The sequence below is a fragment of the Ruegeria sp. F5 genome (genome assembly GCF_056533845.1).
Genome location: NZ_JBQFOU010000009.1, coordinates 76445 through 93585, shown reverse-complemented (window position 1 = coordinate 93585; position 17141 = coordinate 76445). Strand labels below are relative to the sequence as shown.

The window sequence follows — 17141 nt, the reverse complement described above, 5'->3', positions numbered from 1 at the left end:
CCGTGCCCAAGATCGACGCCCGGTCCCTGTTTTCGCCCACCGTTCTGCTGGCGCTGGCGTTGATGACGGTCATCGTGATGATGATCCTGCCCATGCCCGCCTGGGTGCTGGATGTGGGGCTTGCGGCCTCATTCGCGCTGGCGATCCTGATCTTTACCCTGACCCTGTTCATCGAGCGGCCCCTGGATTTCTCGTCCTTCCCGACAATCCTGCTGGCCTCGCTGATGCTGCGGCTGTCGCTGAACGTGTCCTCGACCAAGCTGATCATCGGTCAGGGCCATACCGGGCCAAACGCCGCCGGGGATGTGATCGAAGGCTTTGCCAGTTTCGTCATGGGCGGCAGCATCTTCCTGGGCCTCGTGGTGTTCGGCGTGCTGCTGATCGTCAATTTCATGGTGATAACCAAAGGGGCGGCCCGCATGGCCGAGGTCGGCGCGCGTTTCGCGCTGGACGGGATGCCGGGCAAACAGCTTGCCATCGACAGCGACATGTCCGCCGGGGCCATCGACCACCAACAGGCCAAGGAACGGCGCGAGCGTGAACAGCAGGAGACAACGTTTTTCGGCTCGCTCGATGGTGCGTCAAAGTTTGTCAAGGGCGATGCGGTTGCCGGTCTGCTGATCACCCTGCTGAACCTTGTCATGGGTCTGGTCATGGGCGTGATCGTGCACGGCATGCCCGTCGCCTCGGCGTTTGAGACATATGCGATTCTGACCGTGGGCGACGGGCTGGTGTCGCAGATTCCGGCGGTGATCATCTCAATTGCCTCGGCCTTGCTGCTGGCGCGGGGTGGCACGCAAGGCGCAACCGACAGCGCGATCTTCTCGCAACTCGGGCGGCATCCGGCGGCGCTGGGGACGGTGGCTGTGCTGATGGTGCTGTTCGCACTGGTGCCCGGCCTGCCGTTCCTGCCTTTCATTCTGGGGGCCGCCGTGCTGGGCTATGCCGCCTACACGGTGTTTCAGAGCCAAAAAACGGCCCAAGCCGAGGCGCTGAAACCCGAGGCCCAGACCGACGCACCCGTCTCTCAGGCCATCGGCGACATCCTTGATCTGGACGATGTGCATCTGGAGTTTGCCCCCGATCTTGTCAGCATGGTGCTGAACCCCGGCACCGGTCTGGACGCGCGGATCGCCAATATGCGCACCTATGTCGCCTCAACCTTCGGCCTGATCCTGCCCGAGATCCGACTGACCGACCGCGCAGACCTGCCCACCGGCACTTACGTAGTCAAGGTGCAGGGCGTCGAACAGGCACGCGGCGTTCTGAACCCGGATCTTGTGCTGGCGCTGGTTCAGGACGGCGCGGACCTGCTGCCCGACGGCAATGACGTCACCGAACCCGTCTACGGCGCGCCCGCGCGCTGGATTCTGCCCAAGGATCAGGAGGAGGCGACGCTGAACGGCGCAACCATCGTGTCGCCGCCGGAAATTCTTGCGACCCATCTGCTTGAGATTATCAAACAGAACTTCTCGCGCCTGCTGACCCTGAAATCCCTGCGCCGGTTGTTGTCGGAGATGACCCGGCTCAGCGATCCGGTCCGGGCCGAGGCGAACCGCAAGCTGCTGGACGAGCTGATCCCCGACAAGGTTCCCATCGACACGCTGCACGCCGTGCTGCGCCTGTTGCTGGACGAACGTGTCTCGATCCGCAACATGGCGCTGATCCTGGAAAGCGTGGCCGAGGCGCGGCTGACCACCACCCAGCCCGAAGGCATCTGCGAACTGGTCCGGCAGCGACTGGGTTTTCAACTTGTTGCCGACATGAAACGCGAGGACGGGTCGATCCCCCTGATCCAGCTTGCGCCTGAGTGGGAGGATACGTTTGCCACCTACCAGATCGACACCCAGACCGCCGGGGTCGACGTGGCCCTGCCCCCGAACCTGTTCAACAAGCTGGCGGACGGCATGGTTGAAAGCGTCAGCCGCTCGGCCGATCACGGGCTGTTTCCGGCGGTCGTCACCTCGACCCGCCGCCGCCGCATGCTGCGCACGATCATGCAGGCGCGCGGCGTTGCAAATCCGGTCCTGTCTTTTGAAGAAATCGGGCTCGAGGCGCGACCGGCCCTTGTCGGAACGGTACCCGCGTGATCGCCCTGCCGCCCGAATTGCTGTCGCAACTGGGCGCGGGGCTCTGGCAAGCCTTCGCTGTGTTTCTGAGGGTGTCGGCGCTGGTGTCCCTGCTGCCCGCCTTTGGTGAGCGCAGCATCCCGGTGCGGGTCAAACTTGGAATTGCCGTGGCGTTCACCTTGATCGTGATCCCGGCAGTTCCGCCCCCGGCACTCGCGCCCGGAGTGCTGCACATGGTGCGTCTCGTTATAACCGAGGTGCTGATCGGGATGGCCCTGGGCATGGGCTTGCGGTTGTTTGTGCTTGCGCTGCAGACGGCGGGGTCCATCGCCGCGCAATCGACCTCGCTCTCGCAGATTCTGGGCGGCGCGGCGGTCGATCCGGTTCCGGCGATGGGATATCTGCTGACGATCGCGGGGCTGGCGCTGGCCGCGCTGATGGGGCTGCACATCCGCGCGGCGCAGTTCCTGATCCACAGCTACACATTGTTTCCCATGGGGCTGGCCCCGGCAGCGGCGGATCTGTCGCAATGGGGTGTGCAGCGGATTTCGTACAGCTTCGGGCTGGCCTTTGCGCTTGCGACCCCGTTTGTCATCGCCTCGCTGATCTATAATCTGGCGCTCGGGGTGATCAACCGGGCCATGCCGCAACTGATGGTGGCCTTTGTCGGCGCCCCTGCGATCACCTTCGCGGGCTTGTTTCTGCTGTTCGCCGGAACGCCGCTGATCCTGTCGGTCTGGTCGGACGCCCTGTTTGCCTTCATCCTGAACCCGACCGGGGGGCGATGATGAGCGCCACGGAAGACGACAGCGACAAATCCTTTGAGCCGACCCCTCAGAAGCTGCTGAAAGCGCGCGAAAAGGGTGAGGTCGCAAAGTCCAACGACCTGTCCGCCGTGGCCGCCTATTCCGGCCTTCTGATCGCCCTGCTGGCCGCCGGAAACTATGTGGCGGATCGCCTTGGCACCCTGTTCGTTGTGCTGATCGATCAATCCGATGCCATTGCGCAACTGGTATCTTCGGGGCCTGCCGCCGCTCCGGTCGCCGGTATGCTGACCGGCGCTCTGGTGCCTGCGGTTATTCTGTTTGCCCTGCCGATGGCCGCCGTTTTGCTGAGCCTGATCGCCCAGCGCGCCCTGATCTTTGCGCCCGGCAAGCTGAAACCAAAACTGTCGCGCATCTCCATCGTGTCCAACGCAAAGAACAAATTCGGGCGCGGCGGCCTGTTCGAATTTGCCAAAAGCTTTTTCAAACTCGTGATCTACGGCACCTGCCTTGCGCTGTTTCTGCACGCCAACCTGACCGAAATCCTGTCGGCCAGCGCGGCACCCGCCGGCTCATCGATCCTGTTGATGATGAACCTGCTGTTTCGCTTTCTCTTCATCGTGATCGCCGTCGCGCTGGCCATCGGCGTGGTCGATTACCTCTGGCAACAGGCCGAGCACGTGCGCAAGAACCGGATGTCGCGCAAGGAAATCCAGGATGAGACCAAGGATGCCGAGGGCGATCCGCATGTGAAACAGCAGAGGCGGCAACGGGCGCAGGACATCGCGACCAATCAGATGATGGCTGATGTTCCGAAGGCGGATGTGGTGATCGTGAACCCGACCCATTTTGCCGTTGCCCTGAAATGGTCACGCGCTGCCGGTACCGCCCCGGTCTGCGTCGCCAAGGGTGTGGACGAAGTGGCGGCGGCGATCCGGTCCGCTGCCGTGGGGGCCGACGTTCCGATCCATTCCGATCCCCCGACCGCACGGGCACTGCATGCAACGGTCGAGATCGGGCAGGAGGTACCCGAAAACCTCTACCGCCCGGTCGCCGCGGCGATCCGGTTCGCCGAGGCGATGCAAAAACGGGTCAAAGGGCAAATCCGATGAACCGAACCAGATTGGCAAATCTCGCGATGACGACCGAGGCCGTGTTTCAGCAAAAACACCAGGCCCTTCGCCCAGTGCTCGAGGCCGAAGCCAAACTGCAGCAAGATCTGGCCCGGCTGGACGCACAGGTTCAAATGGCGCGCGCCAACGGTGCCGGGGCCGAGGGTTACCGGGTCACAGGCACAGATATCCTTTGGAACGGGTGGGAATCCGCAACGCGCCGGCACCTTAACACCGATCTCGCCCGGCTGCGGGCCCGCAAGAACGAGGCGCTTGCAGAGCTGCGGCACGCGTTTGGCCGCAAACAGGCCGTCGAGGGCCTGCTGGAGACGCAAAAACAGGACCTCCGGCGCGCGCTAATCAAGAAGCAGACAGGGTGACGGCTGGGGCGGGACGCGGGGGTTCAGGTGTCCTGACGATTGATACTCATGATCAGCACCTGAGACACATCATCGCCCAGATCCTTATGCGCCACCTCAAACAGGCTTTTGCGCAGGACATTCAGATTGCCGGATTGGGTGAAAGCGCCGTCGAACCCGCCGGTGTTTGCATGGTCAAAAAGAACCTGCAGGAAACTGTCGCGCAGTTTGGGTTCGATGGCATAGAACCTCTCGGTCGCGGCGGGTTTCACCGCCAGACTCAGCGACACGGTGACCATGGCCGAAATCTGATCGTCCTCGACCACGGGGATGACGAATTGCTTGGTCAGCTTGAGATATTCGTACTCCCCCTCGCCGTCTTTCTTGACCTTGGGCTCTACGCTTGCCTCTTTGCCCTTAGGCTTCTCCTTCGCCTCGGGCGTGTCCGAAGGGGCCAGGAAAACCCCGGCACCCACACCAACGCCCAGTCCGGCGCACAGAAACACGACAGGCATCACGATCTTCAACATGTCGGCACCTCAGAACGGCAGAAGGGAATCGAGAATCTGCTGGCCGTATCGCGGCTGCTGCACATCCGTGATCTGCCCGCGCCCGCCATACGACACCCGCGCCGACGCGATCTTGTCATAGGTAATCTCGTTCTGGCGCGAGATATCCTGCGGGCGGACATAGCCGGCGACCAGCAGCTCCCTCAGTTCGAAATTGACCCGCAACTCCTGCGAGCCGGAAATCGACAGAACCCCGTTTGGCAACACATCCAGCACGGTTGCCGCCACCCGCAAGGTCAATTTTTCATTGCGCCGGACCGATCCGCGCCCCGCGGTCGACGCGTCCGATTCAACCGAGACCGCTTCATCCAGCGACGCGCCCTCGGGCAGCTTGTCCTGAAGCCGTTGCGGCAGGCCGAACAGGCTGGGAACCTCAAGGCTTTCAGAGGCGGACCGGGACCGGTTGGTGTTGTTGGAAATCTCGGCCTTTTCATCCAGTTCGATCACAACCGTCAGGATGTCGCCTTTTTTGATCGCCCGCTGATCCCCCAGCAGCGACTGCTGGCCGCCGCTCCAGAGCGACGATCCGTCAACGGTCCGCTGCGGTTGCGTGTGCAGAGGCAAGCCCGGCCACAACATGGCAACCTGCTCGGGCGACTGATCGTTGGGCGTCAGGCTGGGGGGCTTTCCAAGGTGATCGAACCGGCCACAGGCGGATACGGCCAAAGCGGTTAACAACAGGGTTTTTGACAGTCCGGACATTACTTTACCTCGATCTTTCCGTCGGGCCGGATGCGCCCGGTGACAGTTGTGCGAGAGGACAGGTTCATCACGCGGATCCTGTCCCCGGCGGCTCCGCGCCCCAAGGCCCGGCCATCGGTGGTGATCGACAGGGGCTGGCGATTGAAAACGAGAAGAACCAGATCGTTGCGGTCCACGATGGCTGGCGGCCCGACATCTGCGTCACGAATGGGGCGGCCGGGATACAGGGCCACACGCGCTTCCTGCCCGATCAACCTATCTGGTTCGGTCACGACCCCCGGGAAATCCTCGGGTTTGGTTTCCAGATCGGCGGCCAGGATGACCTCTTTCGCTCGAATGGTCCGTGTTGGCACCACGATGTCGGCAAAGGTCATCGCGGGCGCAATCAAAGTCAGGAACACTACCGTCAACCGCATCAGCGCACCTGTGTCGTTGCGCTCATCATCTGATCGACGGCCGAGATGACGCGGGCGTTCATTTCATATCCCCGCTGCGCCTCGATCAGTTCGGTCACTTCGCGCACGGCATCGACCGAGCTGTCCTCGAGGTAGCCCTGCCGCAGCGTTCCCAACCCATCTTCACCCGGCACACCCGGAACCGGCGCGCCAGAGGCTTCGGTTTCCTTGAACAGGTTGCTGCCAATCGCCTCGAGCCCCTTGGCATTCGAGAAGCTGGCCAGTGTGAATTCACCCAGCAACTGCCCTTCGGGGGTGTCGTCGAAATAGGCATACACCTCACCCGAGGCGTTGATCGAAATGGATCGCGCATCGTCGGGGATGGTGATCGCGGGTGCAACCGCAAAGCCGTCCGAAGTGACGATCAGCCCCTCAGCCGACCGTTTCAGGCTGCCATCCCGCGTAAAGGCCGACTGGCCGCCGGGCAGCGTCACCTCCAGATAGCCCCGCCCTTCGATGGCGACGTCCAGATCGCTGCCGGTCGCCGACAGCCCGCCCTGCGCCAGTTGCACCGTCACCGCAGACGGACGCACGCCAAGGCCCAGTTGAATGCCGGTCGGCAGAACCGTCCCATCCGAGGCGTTCACCGTCCCCGCCCGCGCCATCTGCTGATAGTGCAGATCGGCAAACTCGGCCCGGCGGGCGTTGTAGCCGGTGGTGTTCATGTTGGCGAGGTTGTTCGAGATCGTCTCGACCCGCAGTTGCTGCGCGGTCATGCCCGTCGCTGCGATTTTCAATGCACGCATGTGAAATTCTCCTGTTTCGGCAGATCAGCGGATCAGCGCCTTGACAGCGGCCCGAACCCGTTCGTCTTCGGTTTCAAGAAAGCTTTGACCCAGTTCATAGGCCCGCTGAATCTCGATCAGCCGCGATACCTGCCCGATGGCATTCACGTTCGAGCCTTCCAGAAACCGGTGTACGACGACCGATTCCGGAACCGGCTCGACATCGCCGCCGGGACGAAACCGCGTATTGCCTTCGCGCACCAATTCCCCCGGCTCAGTAACGCGGTAGACGCCGATCTGGCCCAGCGCCTGCCCGTTCACGCTGAGCGTGCCGTCGCTGCCCACATCAATCGACGCGGCATCGGGCGGGATGAACACCGGGGCACCGTTGCTGTCCAGCACACGCGCTCCGTCCATCGCCACAAGATCGCCCTGCGCGTTGGGGGTAAAGCGGCCCGCGCGCGTCAGGCGGTTGCCCTCCGGGGTTTCGACCATGAAGAACCCGTCGCCCTCGATGGCAAAGTCGAACTGGCCTCCGGTCTCGGTCAGCACGCCTTGCTGCATCGAGGTGTTGCGCACCTCGGCCCGGCTCATCGACAGGGACGGCGTGTTCGGCATGTCCTGAATGAACTCGGAAAACACCAGCCCCTGCTGCCGGTATCCGGTGGTGCTGGCATTGGCGATATTGTTCGCCACCAACCGCATTTCATTCATCAGTCCGGACTGGCGGGACAGGGTGACATAGGCGGTGTCCATCAGCGGCCTCCTGCGATCAATGGAACCAACGTTCCTGTAAAAAACGTAACCAAGGTCTGGGTCATGAAGCCCATCGAAATCCAGAACACGATGACGATGGCGATCAGCTTGGGCACAAAGGTCAGCGTCATTTCCTGCACCGAGGTCAGCGCCTGGAACAGACCCACAATCAGGCCCGAGATCAGCGCCACCGCCAGGATCGGGACCGAGGTGATAACCGCGACCCACAGCGCCTGGCGCACGATGTCGTAGAACAGACCTTCGCTCAGCATCGGGTCAGACCGGCATCCGCAGGATTTCCTGATAGGCCTCGACCACCTTGTTGCGGACGATCACTGCGGTTTCCACCGCCAGTTCGGTCTGCGCCAGCGCCTGCACCAAAGCATGCGGATCGGCTTGACCGGTCATCGCGGTCTGGGCCATCTGCTCGCTGTGTTTCAGGGTGGCGGCGAAATCCTGAAACGTGGACCGCAGCCCCTGTCCAAGTCCGGCGTGATCCGGGTCGGCCTGCGTGGCCGGGCGGGCGACCGCGTAGTTCTGCGCGGCGGTAAGTGATCGGATATCCATTCTGGCTGTCCTTTATTTGCGAAGTAAATCCATCAGCGACGACGACATCTGCCGGGTCTGGTCGAACATTTTGAGGTTGGCCTCATAACTGCGCTGGGCCTCGCGCGCGTCGGCGATCTCGATCATCAGATCGACATTCGAGCCGAGGTAGTGCCCGCTTTCATCCGCCATCGGATGGCTGGGGTCGTGGATGCGCGACAACGCGCGCCGGTCAAGCTGCACGCGACCTGCCTGAACCACTGATTTGCCATCCTTCTGGATCGTTTCAAACGGCACGGTCTTGCGCCGGTATCCGGGCGTATCGGCGTTTGAGATATTCTCGGACACATGGCGCAACCGCGCCGCCTGCGCGCGCAAACCGCTGGCCGAGGCAGTGAGGGAATGGGAAAAGTCGCTCATCACCCGCGACCCAGGCTGGTGCGCAAAATGCCGATGGACGAGCGGTAGATGGTCAGAGCGCGGTCATATTGGCGTTTCACATCGACCGCTTTCAGCATCTCCTCCTCAAGCGAGACACCATTGCCGTTGGGGTCCCCCGAAGGGGCCGCAGCCTGTTCCGCCCAGCGCGCCGCGGTATCGCCGTTCAGATGCCCCTGCCGGGTGGCTGTCATGCCGGTCGCAGGGCCTGCATTTTCGAAAGCGGTCTGAAAGGGTTCGAGATCGCGGGGCTGATAGCCCGGCGTATCCGCATTGGCCATGTTGCGCGCGATGACGGCCTGCCGTTGCCCGGCATGGGTTGCCATGGCGTACGCTGTTTTAAAGACGTTCAGGTCATAGAACATCGGGGCTTCTCCCTCGATCAATTTCAATCAAGGCTTAACTCCGATTCCTTTAGAAAGCGTTTTCAGAAACTCAGTTGGAGAACCCACGATGTCCGATCTCGACCCGATGCGTCTGAAATGCGAATTCGACCGGTTGTCCGCGATCCGGCATGTCGGGCTTGTGTCCGGCGTCGCCCATGGCGTGATCGAGGTCAGCGGCCTGACCGGACAGGCGCGAATCGGTGATCTGCTGTCGCTGCAGCGCCGCGCGGGTCCCGATCTGGCGGGTGAGGTGCTGCATGTAGGCGCTGATCACATCCATATGTTGCCCGGCGCGGCCCCGGACGGGGTCAGTCTTGGCGATTGTGTGACCCTGACCCCAACGCCCGGATTTGCGCCGGGGATGCACTGGCTGGGCCGCGTGATCGACCCGTTCGGACAGCCCCTGGACGGCAAGCCCCTGCTGGGCGGGGTGCAGGACCGGGATATCATGCAACCCCCGCCGCCCGCGGTTCAGCGCAAAGCTCTGGGCCAGCGCAGTCCTACCGGGCTGTCCGTGCTCAATACCATGCTGCCCATTGTGCGCGGGCAGCGGGTGGGGCTGTTTGCCGGATCGGGTGTCGGCAAGTCCACCCTGCTAGCCACGCTGGCCCGGTCGATGCAGGCGGACGCTGTTGTGGTGGCCCTGATCGGCGAACGCGGGCGCGAGGTGAATGAGTTCGTGGCACAGGCCATCGGACCCGAGGCGATGAAACGCTCGGTTGTCGTGGCTGCTACGTCGGATCAGTCGGCTCTGTCGCGCAGGCGGTGCGCCTGGTCGGCCATGTCGGTGGCCGAATATCTGCGCGATCAGGGGCTGAACGTCCTGTTTCTGGCCGATTCGGTCACCCGGTTTGCCGAGGCGCATCGCGAAATCGCCGTGGCGATGGGCGAATCGCCGTCGCTAAGGGGGTTTCCGCCCTCGGTCACTCCGTTAATCGCCAATCTGTGCGAACGGGCCGGGCCCGGAACGCAGGATCAGGGCGACATCACCGCGGTGTTCAGCGTGCTGGTCGCAGGATCGGACATGGATGAACCTATCGCAGATATTCTGCGCGGGGTGCTGGACGGGCATATCGTCCTCAGCCGCGAGATTGCCGAACGGGGCCGGTTCCCGGCAATCGACCTCAGCCGGTCGGTTTCGCGCAGCCTGCCGGGGGCGGCGACCGAGGCCGAGAACCAGATGATCGCCGAGGCGCGCAAACTGGTCGGCAGTTACGAGCAATCCGAAGTGATGATCAAGGCCGGGCTCTATTCCGAAGGCGCGGACCCGCTTCTGGATCAGGCGGTGCGCGTGCATGAGGAACTGGACACCTTCTTTGGTAAACCAGATTCTGAAGGGATCGAAAACAGTTTCAACCGCCTGTCTCTGATCCTGCGCCGCGCCTCAGCCGGTTTGCCGCGCTAGGCTAAAGTCGCGACAGTTTTAAGTGTTAAGCCTGCCTTAACGCCTCCGCTGCTACGCCTGTAATCGGGTGATAAAAAGGTGGTGGAGATGGGTGCGCAATCCAATGCGGCGCCAATCATCATCAAGAAGAAGCGTGTGTCAGGGGGCGATGGCCACCATGGCGGCGCGTGGAAGGTCGCGTATGCGGACTTTGTAACGGCCATGATGGCCTTCTTCATGTTGATGTGGCTGCTGAACGCAACGACGGAAAAACAACGCAAGGGTCTGGCGGATTACTTTTCGCCGACAATACCGCTCAGCCCGAATTCGGGTGGCGGCGATGGCGTTTTTGGCGGCGACAGCATGTTTTCGGAAGAGGTGCTGGTCAAAAACGGCACCGGTGCCATCAGCCGCTACCCGACTGAAGCCAAGCGTGCGCGCGGTGCGACCGGCGTGGCCGCGAAAGACGGCAGCGACGGGCCGGCAGAAGATTTCGCAACGCTTCAGGCGGAACTGCTTGGTCGCACCGGAGAAAGCGAGGTCTCTGACAAGATCCTCAAACATATCGTCACGCGCGTCACCGACGAAGGGCTGGTGGTCGAGCTGTTCGATACCGACGACCAGCCGCTGTTTGAATCGGGTTCGGACAAGCCCACGCCGATGATGCGCGCGCTGGCTTTGTTCGTGGCCCGCGCCTCGGATCTGGTGACAAATCCGGTGTCGGTCGAAGGGCATGTCAGCGCTTCTCCGGTCGTGCTGGCCCGCAACCCGGCCTGGGTCTTGTCCACCGACCGCGCGCGGGTGGTGCGCCGACTGCTGCAGGACAAGGGCGTTGCAGCAAAGCGGTTCGACCGCGTGACCGGCCATGCCGACCGCGACCTGTCCAGCCAAAACCCGATGGATGTGCGCAACAACAGGATCGAGGTCATTTTCCTGCGCGCCCCATGAAGAGTAGAACGCATTTTACCTGTTAGCGCGCTGTTAAGGCCCGGCGCGTTACCTGTTGCATCAACGATTGACGCAACAGAAGGGCGTGCCGATGACAATTTCCTCTTCGCTGAATGCAGGTGTGGCGGCGTTGAAGGCCAATGCCAACAGGCTGGCCACGATCTCGGACAACATCGCGAATTCCTCCACCTTCGGCTACAAACGGGTCGAGACGGATTTTCATTCCATGGTCACGTCCGGTCAGGGCGGCAGCTATTCGGCGGGCGGCGTCCGGACAACCAGCCAGCGCCTGATCGACCAGCGCGGATCGCTGGTGACCACCAACAATTCTACCGATTTGGCGGTGCGCGGGCGCGGGATGCTGCCGGTGCGCCCAAGCTCGCAAATCGCGGGCGGCTCGAACGAGATGCTGCTGACCACCACGGGCTCGTTCCGCACCAATGATGAGGGGTATCTTGTCACCGAATCCGGCCTTGTCCTGCTGGGATGGCGCGCGGCGGCGGACGGGTCGATCCCTGCCGTGTCGCGCGACACCCCCGCCGCGCTGGAGCCCATTCAGCTGAGTGTCAATCAACTGTCCGGCGCGCCCACCACGCAGATGAACCTGCGGATGAACCTGCCCGCAACCGCGACCGACGCAGGTGCACCCGGCGACATGCAGCCGCTCTCGGTCGAGTATTTCGACAATCTGGGCAAATCCGAAAGTGTCGACATCGAACTGGTTCCGACAGTCCCCGCGACCGGGTCCAGCAATGAATGGACAATGATCCTGCGCGATTCCGCATCGGGCGGTGCAGCGATCGGGGAATACACGCTGACTTTCACCGACAGCCGCACCGCCGGGGGCACTCTGGCCAGCGTCACGCCTGTATCCGGCGGCGCCTATGACCCGGCCACCGGCAGCGTCGTGGTCAACGTCGCAGGCGGCCCGATGGAGGTAAACATCGGCCTGATCGGCGACGCGGACGGCATCACACAGCTCTCCGACACGTTCGCGCCGGTCTCGATCACTCGCGACGGTTCCGCCGTGGGCACAATGACCAGCGTGCAGGTGGATGAAAACGGATATGTCTACGCCTTCTACGATACCGGCATCAGCCGCCGCATGTACCAGATTCCGCTGGCGGATGTGCCAAACCCCAACGGCCTGACCGCGCTCGACAGCCAGACCTATGCGCCCTCACGGGAAAGCGGCACGTTTTTTCTGTGGAATGCAGGGGAAGGCCCGACCGGAGACCTCGTTTCATTCGCGCGCGAGGAATCGACCACTGATGTCGCGACCGAGCTGACCTCGCTGATCCAGACGCAGCGCGCCTATTCGTCCAGTGCCACGGTCATCAAGACGGTGGATGAGATGTTGCAGGAAACCACGAATATCAAACGGTAATCCGGGTCTTGAACGCGGGAAAGGAGCGGTATCATGAACATGTCGACGGCCTTGAACAACGCCTTGGGCGGGCTGACCGCCGCCAGCCGCGGGGCGGCAGTGGTGTCAGGGAATATCGCCAACGCCCTGACACCGGGCTATGCACGCCGGTCTCTTGAACTGGCCACCAGCCCGATCTCGGGCAACGGGGTGCGCACCGTCGGCGTGATCCGGCATCAGGACCCTGTCCTGACCGCCAACAGGCGCATGACCGATGCCGATCTGGCGCGGCAGACGGCGCTGTCCGACTTTCATACAGGGTTCGAAGGACTGGTCGGTTCTGCCGATGACCCCACATCGCTGACGGCGCGGCTGTCCGCGTTTGAGGGCAGTCTGATCACCGCCGCCAGCCTGCCCGATTCCGCCGAACGTCTGACTCAGGTGGCCCGCGCAGGCGCGGATCTTGCAACCGGCCTGAACACCGCGTCCGAGGGTTTGCGGCAGGCACGGTCGGATGCCGACCGCACAATCGGCACACAGATCGACCGCCTGAACCAGACGCTGCAGGATATCGAGGCGTTGAACGCCAAGATCCCCGCCATTCGCAATTCTGGCGGCGACACCGGCGCTTTGCTGGATCAGCGGCAGGTTCTGATTGATCAGGTCAACGAGCTGATTCCGGTCAATGTCGTGGCGCGTAGCAACGATCAGGTCTCGCTCTATTCCGATGGCGGGCTGATCCTGTTGGAGGGCAAGGCTGCAGAGTTCACCTTTTCGACCACCGGCGAGACCAAACCACACATGACAGTCGCCAACGGGCTGCTGTCGGGGCTGGAGATGAACGGCAAGCCGGTCCGCACCAGTGGCGACACCGCCCAGATCAGGGGCGGAGCGCTGGCCGCGCAGTTCACCATTCGTGACGAATTGGCAATTGCCGCGCAGGACCAACTGGACACCGTGGCCCGCGATCTTGTCGAGCGGTTTGAAACCCCCGGACTGGACCCAACCGCTGGCGCAACCGATCCGGGGTTGTTCACGGATGCCGGAAACCGGTTCGATCCGGCGACCATGACCGGGATTGCTTCCCGCATCGCGCTCAATCCGGTGGTCGACCCCGACGCCGGGGGTGACAGTTGGAAACTGCGTGCGGGCCTTGGCGCGGCAACGCCGGGAAACCCGGGGGACGCAACCCAACTGCAGGCCTTTGGTGCGATTCTGAACGACGCCCGCCCTGTCCCGGGCGCGCTGTTCGGCACCGGCAATTTGCGCGCCGCCGAACTGACCGAGGCGCTGCAATCGAAAGCGGGCGCCAACGCCCATGTCGCCGCGCAGCGCAAAACCTTCGCCAACACGGCGCAGGTGCACATGGCCCAGATCGAGGCTGAACAGGGCGTGGATACCGATCAGGAACTGCAAAGCCTGATGCAGATCGAACAGGCCTATGCCGCGAATGCCCGGGTCATCACCGTCGTCGATGAACTGCTGCAAACCCTGCTGAGGTTGTGACCATGAACTTGAATGCCATTGGCGATCTGGCCCGGGGCATGACCCTTCGGACCCGCGCCACCGAGATCAAAACCCAGATCGAAACCCTGTCTTATGAGATGTCGACCGGCAAAGTGCAGGATGTATCCGGCCATCTGGGCGGCGACTATTCGCAACTGCTGGATCTGGACCACAGCCTTGCCCGACTCGACGCGTTCCGGATCGCCACCGCCGAGGCCGGTCTGTTCACCGACGCCATGCAGCAAAGCCTGACGACCTTTGACGGCTCGCTGGGCGAAATCACCGCCTCTTTGCTGTCGTTCGGAATGTCGATCCACACGGTCACACATGAACAGGCCTCGGTCCAGGCCCGCAATGAGCTTGATACGATGATGTCCGCCCTGAACACGCGGGCGGGCGGGCGCAGCCTGTTTGCGGGTGTGGCAACGGATGTCTCTCCGCTGCCGTCCGCGGACACGCTTCTGACGGCGTTGCAGACGGAACTGACCGGCCTGACAACGGTGACAGACATTCGCACTGCCGCCGAGGCCTGGTTCAACAATCCCGCAGGGTTTGACACGGTGATTTATCAAGGGTCAAACGCGCCGCTGGCCCCGATGAACATCTCGGAAAATGAGCGGATCGACGTGCCCATCACCGCAACCGACCCGACATTCAAAGCCGCGCTCAGGGATGTGGCGCTGGCCGCGCTGGCCTCGGACACTGCGCTGGCCCTGCCGCCGGGCCAAAGGGCAACCCTGTTCACGCAACTGGGCGTCGATCTGGCCAATACGCGGAACGACACGGTGAACCTGCGGGCACAGGTCGGGGCTGCTGAGGCGCGCGTCGAACAGGCGGCCATCCGCAACGCGGCCGCGCGGACCAGCCTTGAACACAGCCGCAACACGCTGGTCGCAGCGGACCCTTATGAAACGGCGGCCAGTTTGCAAACCGTCCAGTTCCAACTGGAAAGCCTGTATTCCGTCACCGTGCGGAACGCGAGCCTGTCGCTGGTGAATTTCCTGAGATGAGGGTTCTGGTTTTTCTTCTGATGCTGCTGCCCGGTCTGGCCTCGGCTGGGGCGATCCGGCTCAAGGATCTGGTGAATTTCGACGGGGTTCGCGGCAACGATCTGGTCGGTTACGGCCTTGTTGTCGGCCTGAACGGAACCGGCGACGGGTTGCGGAATTCGCCATTCACCGAAGAGATCATGTCGAACATCCTCGAACGGCTGGGCGTCAATGTCACGGGTGAGGACTTCCGGCCCAAAAACGTCGCGGCGGTTCTGGTCACGGCCAGCCTGCCCCCCTTTGCGCGGGTCGGCGGCCAGATCGACGTGACGGTTTCGGCCATCGGGGATTCCGGCAGCCTGCTGGGCGGCACCCTGATCATGACGCCGCTGAACGCCGCCGATGGCCAGATCTACGCGGTGGCCCAGGGCACCGTTCTGGCCGGCGGCGCGGTGGCCGAGGGCGAGGCCGCCTCGGTCGTGCGCGGGGTGCCCACGTCCGGGGTCATCCCCTCGGGCGCGCGGGTGGAAAAGGAAATCGACTTTGACCTGTCGACCCTGACCCAGATGCGGCTGGCCCTGCGCGAGCCGGACTTCACCACCGCCAGCCGGATCGAGCGGGCCATCAACACCGAATTCAACCGCGCCGTCGCGATCATGCGCGATTCCGGCACGGTTCAGTTGAACATCGAGGCTACGCAATCCGTGTCGACCGCCCATGCCATTGGCCGGATCGAAAATATCCTTGTTGAACCGGAAACTAAAGCCCGTGTCGTGGTCGATCAACGGTCAGGTACAATCGTCATGGGGCAAGAGGTGCGTATCTCGCGCGTCGCAGTCTCACAGGGCAACCTGACCCTGACGGTTGAGGAAGCCCCGATTGCCGTGCAGCCCAACCCGTTCGCGCAAGGCGAAACCGTCGTCGTGCCAAGAACGCTTGCGAATATCGAGGAAGAGGAAGGCACCGGTCTGGCCGAAATCCCCGAAGCAACCACCCTGTCCGAGGTGGTGGCGGGGCTGAACGCGCTGGGGGTATCGCTGCGTGACATGATCGATATTCTCAAAACGATCAAGGCGGCGGGCGCATTGCATGCCGAGTTCATCGTCAGATGAACCCGGCCCTTTAGGACTCAGGCAATGCCGGGACTATTTCGACTTCCAGCTATCGATCCACCGGCGGAACCCGTTTCGCTTTTCCTCAATCGCGTCACCCGCCGCATAGAGCCCGTCCTCGACATTTTCGAGCATGGGATCGATCCGGCGCTGCCGGAATCGCCGCCAGCGCACCCAAAGCGCCCAGATCAAGGCTGCAAAGACCGTCAGGAAGATGATGTTGAACCACGGGATCAGCCGAACATCGGGCCCCTCGACATGTTTGATCAGAACCGCATTGGGAAAGATCGACATGAACTCATTGCGCCACCCGTAATGAGTGACAGCAACCCAGTCCGGGTCATCCTTGGTCGATTTGGCGTCGTTCGCCTCGGTATAAAGGTTGGCGGTGTCGAACTTGAAATAGGGGGGCCAGCCCCAGCCGGTATCCTCGTTGCGATAGACAATCGGTTTGCCATTGGCGCGGACCGCCTGAATGAACTGCACATCGCGGTTCGACAGGCTGGCCGACTGATCCTCGGGCTCGGACCAGAAGATACGGGTCCAGTCGTTCAGGTCCTGACGTTCTTCATAGGTGTTGACGATCCGCACGATGTCGCGCTGCGGCAGGGAATACTGCAGCACCACGGCAATCGTGCCCCAGAAGATGATAATGAACGCCCATTTCACATAGGCCATGCTGTCGTCCTCACATATAATTCACAAAATAGATCAGCGCGCCAATCGCCACCCAGGGTACAATATAGACACCCAGGATCAGTTTGCGCCGGAACGAATTGTCGTAGACATGCAATCCGCGTGCGACAAATGCGTCCTTATCGCCCCGTTTGCCCTTTTCGTCCCACCAGTCCTCAAGCTTGCGGCGCCGCACCCCGCGCGAATAGATCGACAGCGCAAAATAGGCGACGGTCTGGAGAAACAGCAGGATCAGAATAAGGCGCAGTGCTCCGATCAT

21 protein-coding genes are annotated in these 17141 nt (G+C 62.5%); 10 read left to right on the top strand and 11 right to left on the bottom strand.

The genetic code is table 11. The annotated features are described in order from the left end of the window. The first annotated feature begins 2 nt into the window (after positions 1 to 2). From flhA to ACR0K1_RS14985, 4 genes are read left to right on the top strand one after another with little or no spacing between them, the layout of a single operon-like run. Positions 3 to 2090 carry a flagellar biosynthesis protein FlhA gene (gene flhA / locus ACR0K1_RS15000; RefSeq protein ID WP_480851172.1) on the top strand — a complete coding sequence of 696 codons (2088 nt, stop codon included), beginning with the start codon at positions 3 to 5 and terminating at the stop codon, positions 2088 to 2090. Next, positions 2087 to 2857, top strand: a complete 771-nt coding sequence (locus tag ACR0K1_RS14995) for a flagellar biosynthetic protein FliR (RefSeq protein WP_480615074.1) — start codon at positions 2087 to 2089, stop codon at positions 2855 to 2857. The genes flhA and ACR0K1_RS14995 overlap by 4 nt, the downstream gene beginning before the upstream one ends. Then, entirely contained in the window at positions 2857 to 3945 is a 1089-nt protein-coding gene (flhB, locus tag ACR0K1_RS14990) for a flagellar type III secretion system protein FlhB (protein WP_480615076.1), read from the top strand. Before ACR0K1_RS14995 ends, flhB begins: the two co-directional genes overlap by 1 nt. Then, the gene (locus ACR0K1_RS14985) at positions 3942 to 4325 is read left to right on the top strand and encodes a hypothetical protein (protein WP_480851171.1); all 384 of its coding nucleotides are present in this window, start codon (positions 3942 to 3944) and stop codon (positions 4323 to 4325) included. The genes flhB and ACR0K1_RS14985 overlap by 4 nt, the downstream gene beginning before the upstream one ends. 23 nt (positions 4326 to 4348) lie before the next feature. On the opposite strand, the gene ACR0K1_RS14980 is transcribed toward ACR0K1_RS14985, so the two are convergent. From ACR0K1_RS14980 to ACR0K1_RS14940, 9 genes are read right to left on the bottom strand one after another with little or no spacing between them, the layout of a single operon-like run. Then, the gene (locus ACR0K1_RS14980) at positions 4349 to 4834 is read right to left on the bottom strand and encodes a flagellar basal body-associated protein FliL (protein WP_480615080.1); all 486 of its coding nucleotides are present in this window, start codon (positions 4832 to 4834) and stop codon (positions 4349 to 4351) included. A 9-nt stretch (positions 4835 to 4843) separates the two neighbouring features. Next, positions 4844 to 5575 carry a flagellar basal body L-ring protein FlgH gene (gene flgH, locus ACR0K1_RS14975; protein ID WP_480851170.1) on the bottom strand — a complete coding sequence of 244 codons (732 nt, stop codon included), beginning with the start codon at positions 5573 to 5575 and terminating at the stop codon, positions 4844 to 4846. Beyond that, the gene (gene flgA, locus ACR0K1_RS14970; protein WP_480615084.1) at positions 5575 to 5991 is read right to left on the bottom strand and encodes a flagellar basal body P-ring formation chaperone FlgA; all 417 of its coding nucleotides are present in this window, start codon (positions 5989 to 5991) and stop codon (positions 5575 to 5577) included. The genes flgH and flgA overlap by 1 nt, the downstream gene beginning before the upstream one ends. Then, the gene (gene flgG, locus ACR0K1_RS14965) at positions 5991 to 6776 is read right to left on the bottom strand and encodes a flagellar basal-body rod protein FlgG (RefSeq protein WP_480851169.1); all 786 of its coding nucleotides are present in this window, start codon (positions 6774 to 6776) and stop codon (positions 5991 to 5993) included. Before flgG ends, flgA begins: the two co-directional genes overlap by 1 nt. Positions 6777 to 6800: 24 nt before the next feature. Continuing rightward, on the bottom strand, positions 6801 to 7511 hold the full coding sequence (locus tag ACR0K1_RS14960) for a flagellar hook-basal body complex protein (RefSeq protein ID WP_480615088.1): 711 nt from the start codon (positions 7509 to 7511) through the stop codon (positions 6801 to 6803). Beyond that, the gene (locus ACR0K1_RS14955; protein ID WP_480818970.1) at positions 7511 to 7783 is read right to left on the bottom strand and encodes a flagellar biosynthetic protein FliQ; all 273 of its coding nucleotides are present in this window, start codon (positions 7781 to 7783) and stop codon (positions 7511 to 7513) included. The genes ACR0K1_RS14960 and ACR0K1_RS14955 overlap by 1 nt, the downstream gene beginning before the upstream one ends. Positions 7784 to 7787: 4 nt before the next feature. Further along, a complete protein-coding gene (gene fliE / locus ACR0K1_RS14950; RefSeq protein ID WP_480615092.1) occupies positions 7788 to 8078 on the bottom strand; it encodes a flagellar hook-basal body complex protein FliE in 291 nt (96 codons plus the stop codon). Positions 8079 to 8090: 12 nt separating this feature from the next. Next, positions 8091 to 8477 (bottom strand): flagellar basal body rod protein FlgC, encoded by a 387-nt coding sequence (gene flgC, locus ACR0K1_RS14945; RefSeq protein WP_480615094.1) that lies wholly within the window; start codon positions 8475 to 8477, stop codon positions 8091 to 8093. Next, on the bottom strand, positions 8477 to 8860 hold the full coding sequence (locus tag ACR0K1_RS14940; RefSeq protein WP_480615096.1) for a FlgB family protein: 384 nt from the start codon (positions 8858 to 8860) through the stop codon (positions 8477 to 8479). The genes flgC and ACR0K1_RS14940 overlap by 1 nt, the downstream gene beginning before the upstream one ends. A 106-nt stretch (positions 8861 to 8966) precedes the next feature. Between ACR0K1_RS14940 and ACR0K1_RS14935 the strand changes: the two genes are divergently transcribed. The 6 genes from ACR0K1_RS14935 (at position 8967) to ACR0K1_RS14910 (ending at position 16186) form a co-directional block, all read left to right on the top strand. Next, complete coding sequence (locus tag ACR0K1_RS14935) at positions 8967 to 10286, top strand: FliI/YscN family ATPase (protein WP_480615242.1); 1320 nt, start codon at positions 8967 to 8969, stop codon at positions 10284 to 10286. 87 nt (positions 10287 to 10373) lie between these two features. Next, a complete protein-coding gene (locus ACR0K1_RS14930; protein WP_480615098.1) occupies positions 10374 to 11213 on the top strand; it encodes a flagellar motor protein MotB in 840 nt (279 codons plus the stop codon). A 91-nt stretch (positions 11214 to 11304) separates the two neighbouring features. Next, a complete protein-coding gene (locus tag ACR0K1_RS14925) occupies positions 11305 to 12600 on the top strand; it encodes a flagellar hook protein FlgE (protein ID WP_480615100.1) in 1296 nt (431 codons plus the stop codon). 33 nt (positions 12601 to 12633) lie between these two features. Continuing rightward, entirely contained in the window at positions 12634 to 14085 is a 1452-nt protein-coding gene (flgK, locus tag ACR0K1_RS14920) for a flagellar hook-associated protein FlgK (protein ID WP_480851168.1), read from the top strand. A 2-nt stretch (positions 14086 to 14087) separates the two neighbouring features. Next, positions 14088 to 15095: a flagellin gene (locus tag ACR0K1_RS14915; protein ID WP_480851167.1), complete on the top strand. Its 1008-nt coding sequence runs from the start codon at positions 14088 to 14090 to the stop codon at positions 15093 to 15095. Continuing rightward, a complete protein-coding gene (locus ACR0K1_RS14910; RefSeq protein WP_480851166.1) occupies positions 15092 to 16186 on the top strand; it encodes a flagellar basal body P-ring protein FlgI in 1095 nt (364 codons plus the stop codon). The genes ACR0K1_RS14915 and ACR0K1_RS14910 overlap by 4 nt, the downstream gene beginning before the upstream one ends. A 33-nt stretch (positions 16187 to 16219) precedes the next feature. Here the strand turns inward: ACR0K1_RS14910 and ACR0K1_RS14905 are convergent, their stop codons facing one another. Continuing rightward, positions 16220 to 16864: a DUF1523 family protein gene (locus tag ACR0K1_RS14905; protein WP_480615108.1), complete on the bottom strand. Its 645-nt coding sequence runs from the start codon at positions 16862 to 16864 to the stop codon at positions 16220 to 16222. Positions 16865 to 16874: 10 nt separating this feature from the next. Continuing rightward, positions 16875 to 17141, bottom strand: coding sequence for a hypothetical protein (locus ACR0K1_RS14900; RefSeq protein ID WP_480851165.1), 267 nt, complete (start codon positions 17139 to 17141; stop codon positions 16875 to 16877).

Bases quoted from the DNA above. Each gene is read 5' to 3' on its own strand.
- ACR0K1_RS14910 (WP_480851166.1), top strand. From the start codon at position 15,092: ATGAGGGTTCTGGTTTTTCTTCTGATGCTGCTGCCCGGTCTGGCCTCG.
- flgG (WP_480851169.1), bottom strand. From the start codon at position 6,776: ATGCGTGCATTGAAAATCGCAGCGACGGGCATGACCGCGCAGCAACTG.
- ACR0K1_RS14985 (WP_480851171.1), top strand. From the start codon at position 3,942: ATGAACCGAACCAGATTGGCAAATCTCGCGATGACGACCGAGGCCGTG.
- ACR0K1_RS14900 (WP_480851165.1), bottom strand. From the start codon at position 17,141: ATGATCGGAGCACTGCGCCTTATTCTGATCCTGCTGTTTCTCCAGACC.
- ACR0K1_RS14955 (WP_480818970.1), bottom strand. From the start codon at position 7,783: ATGCTGAGCGAAGGTCTGTTCTACGACATCGTGCGCCAGGCGCTGTGG.
- ACR0K1_RS14935 (WP_480615242.1), top strand. From the start codon at position 8,967: ATGCGTCTGAAATGCGAATTCGACCGGTTGTCCGCGATCCGGCATGTC.
- flgC (WP_480615094.1), bottom strand. From the start codon at position 8,477: ATGAGCGACTTTTCCCATTCCCTCACTGCCTCGGCCAGCGGTTTGCGC.
- ACR0K1_RS14915 (WP_480851167.1), top strand. From the start codon at position 14,088: ATGAACTTGAATGCCATTGGCGATCTGGCCCGGGGCATGACCCTTCGG.
- ACR0K1_RS14930 (WP_480615098.1), top strand. From the start codon at position 10,374: ATGGGTGCGCAATCCAATGCGGCGCCAATCATCATCAAGAAGAAGCGT.
- flgA (WP_480615084.1), bottom strand. From the start codon at position 5,991: ATGCGGTTGACGGTAGTGTTCCTGACTTTGATTGCGCCCGCGATGACC.
- ACR0K1_RS14980 (WP_480615080.1), bottom strand. From the start codon at position 4,834: ATGTTGAAGATCGTGATGCCTGTCGTGTTTCTGTGCGCCGGACTGGGC.
- flgH (WP_480851170.1), bottom strand. From the start codon at position 5,575: ATGTCCGGACTGTCAAAAACCCTGTTGTTAACCGCTTTGGCCGTATCC.
- fliE (WP_480615092.1), bottom strand. From the start codon at position 8,078: ATGGATATCCGATCACTTACCGCCGCGCAGAACTACGCGGTCGCCCGC.
- ACR0K1_RS14940 (WP_480615096.1), bottom strand. From the start codon at position 8,860: ATGTTCTATGACCTGAACGTCTTTAAAACAGCGTACGCCATGGCAACC.
- ACR0K1_RS14925 (WP_480615100.1), top strand. From the start codon at position 11,305: ATGACAATTTCCTCTTCGCTGAATGCAGGTGTGGCGGCGTTGAAGGCC.
- flhB (WP_480615076.1), top strand. From the start codon at position 2,857: ATGAGCGCCACGGAAGACGACAGCGACAAATCCTTTGAGCCGACCCCT.
- flgK (WP_480851168.1), top strand. From the start codon at position 12,634: ATGAACATGTCGACGGCCTTGAACAACGCCTTGGGCGGGCTGACCGCC.
- ACR0K1_RS14905 (WP_480615108.1), bottom strand. From the start codon at position 16,864: ATGGCCTATGTGAAATGGGCGTTCATTATCATCTTCTGGGGCACGATT.
- ACR0K1_RS14960 (WP_480615088.1), bottom strand. From the start codon at position 7,511: ATGGACACCGCCTATGTCACCCTGTCCCGCCAGTCCGGACTGATGAAT.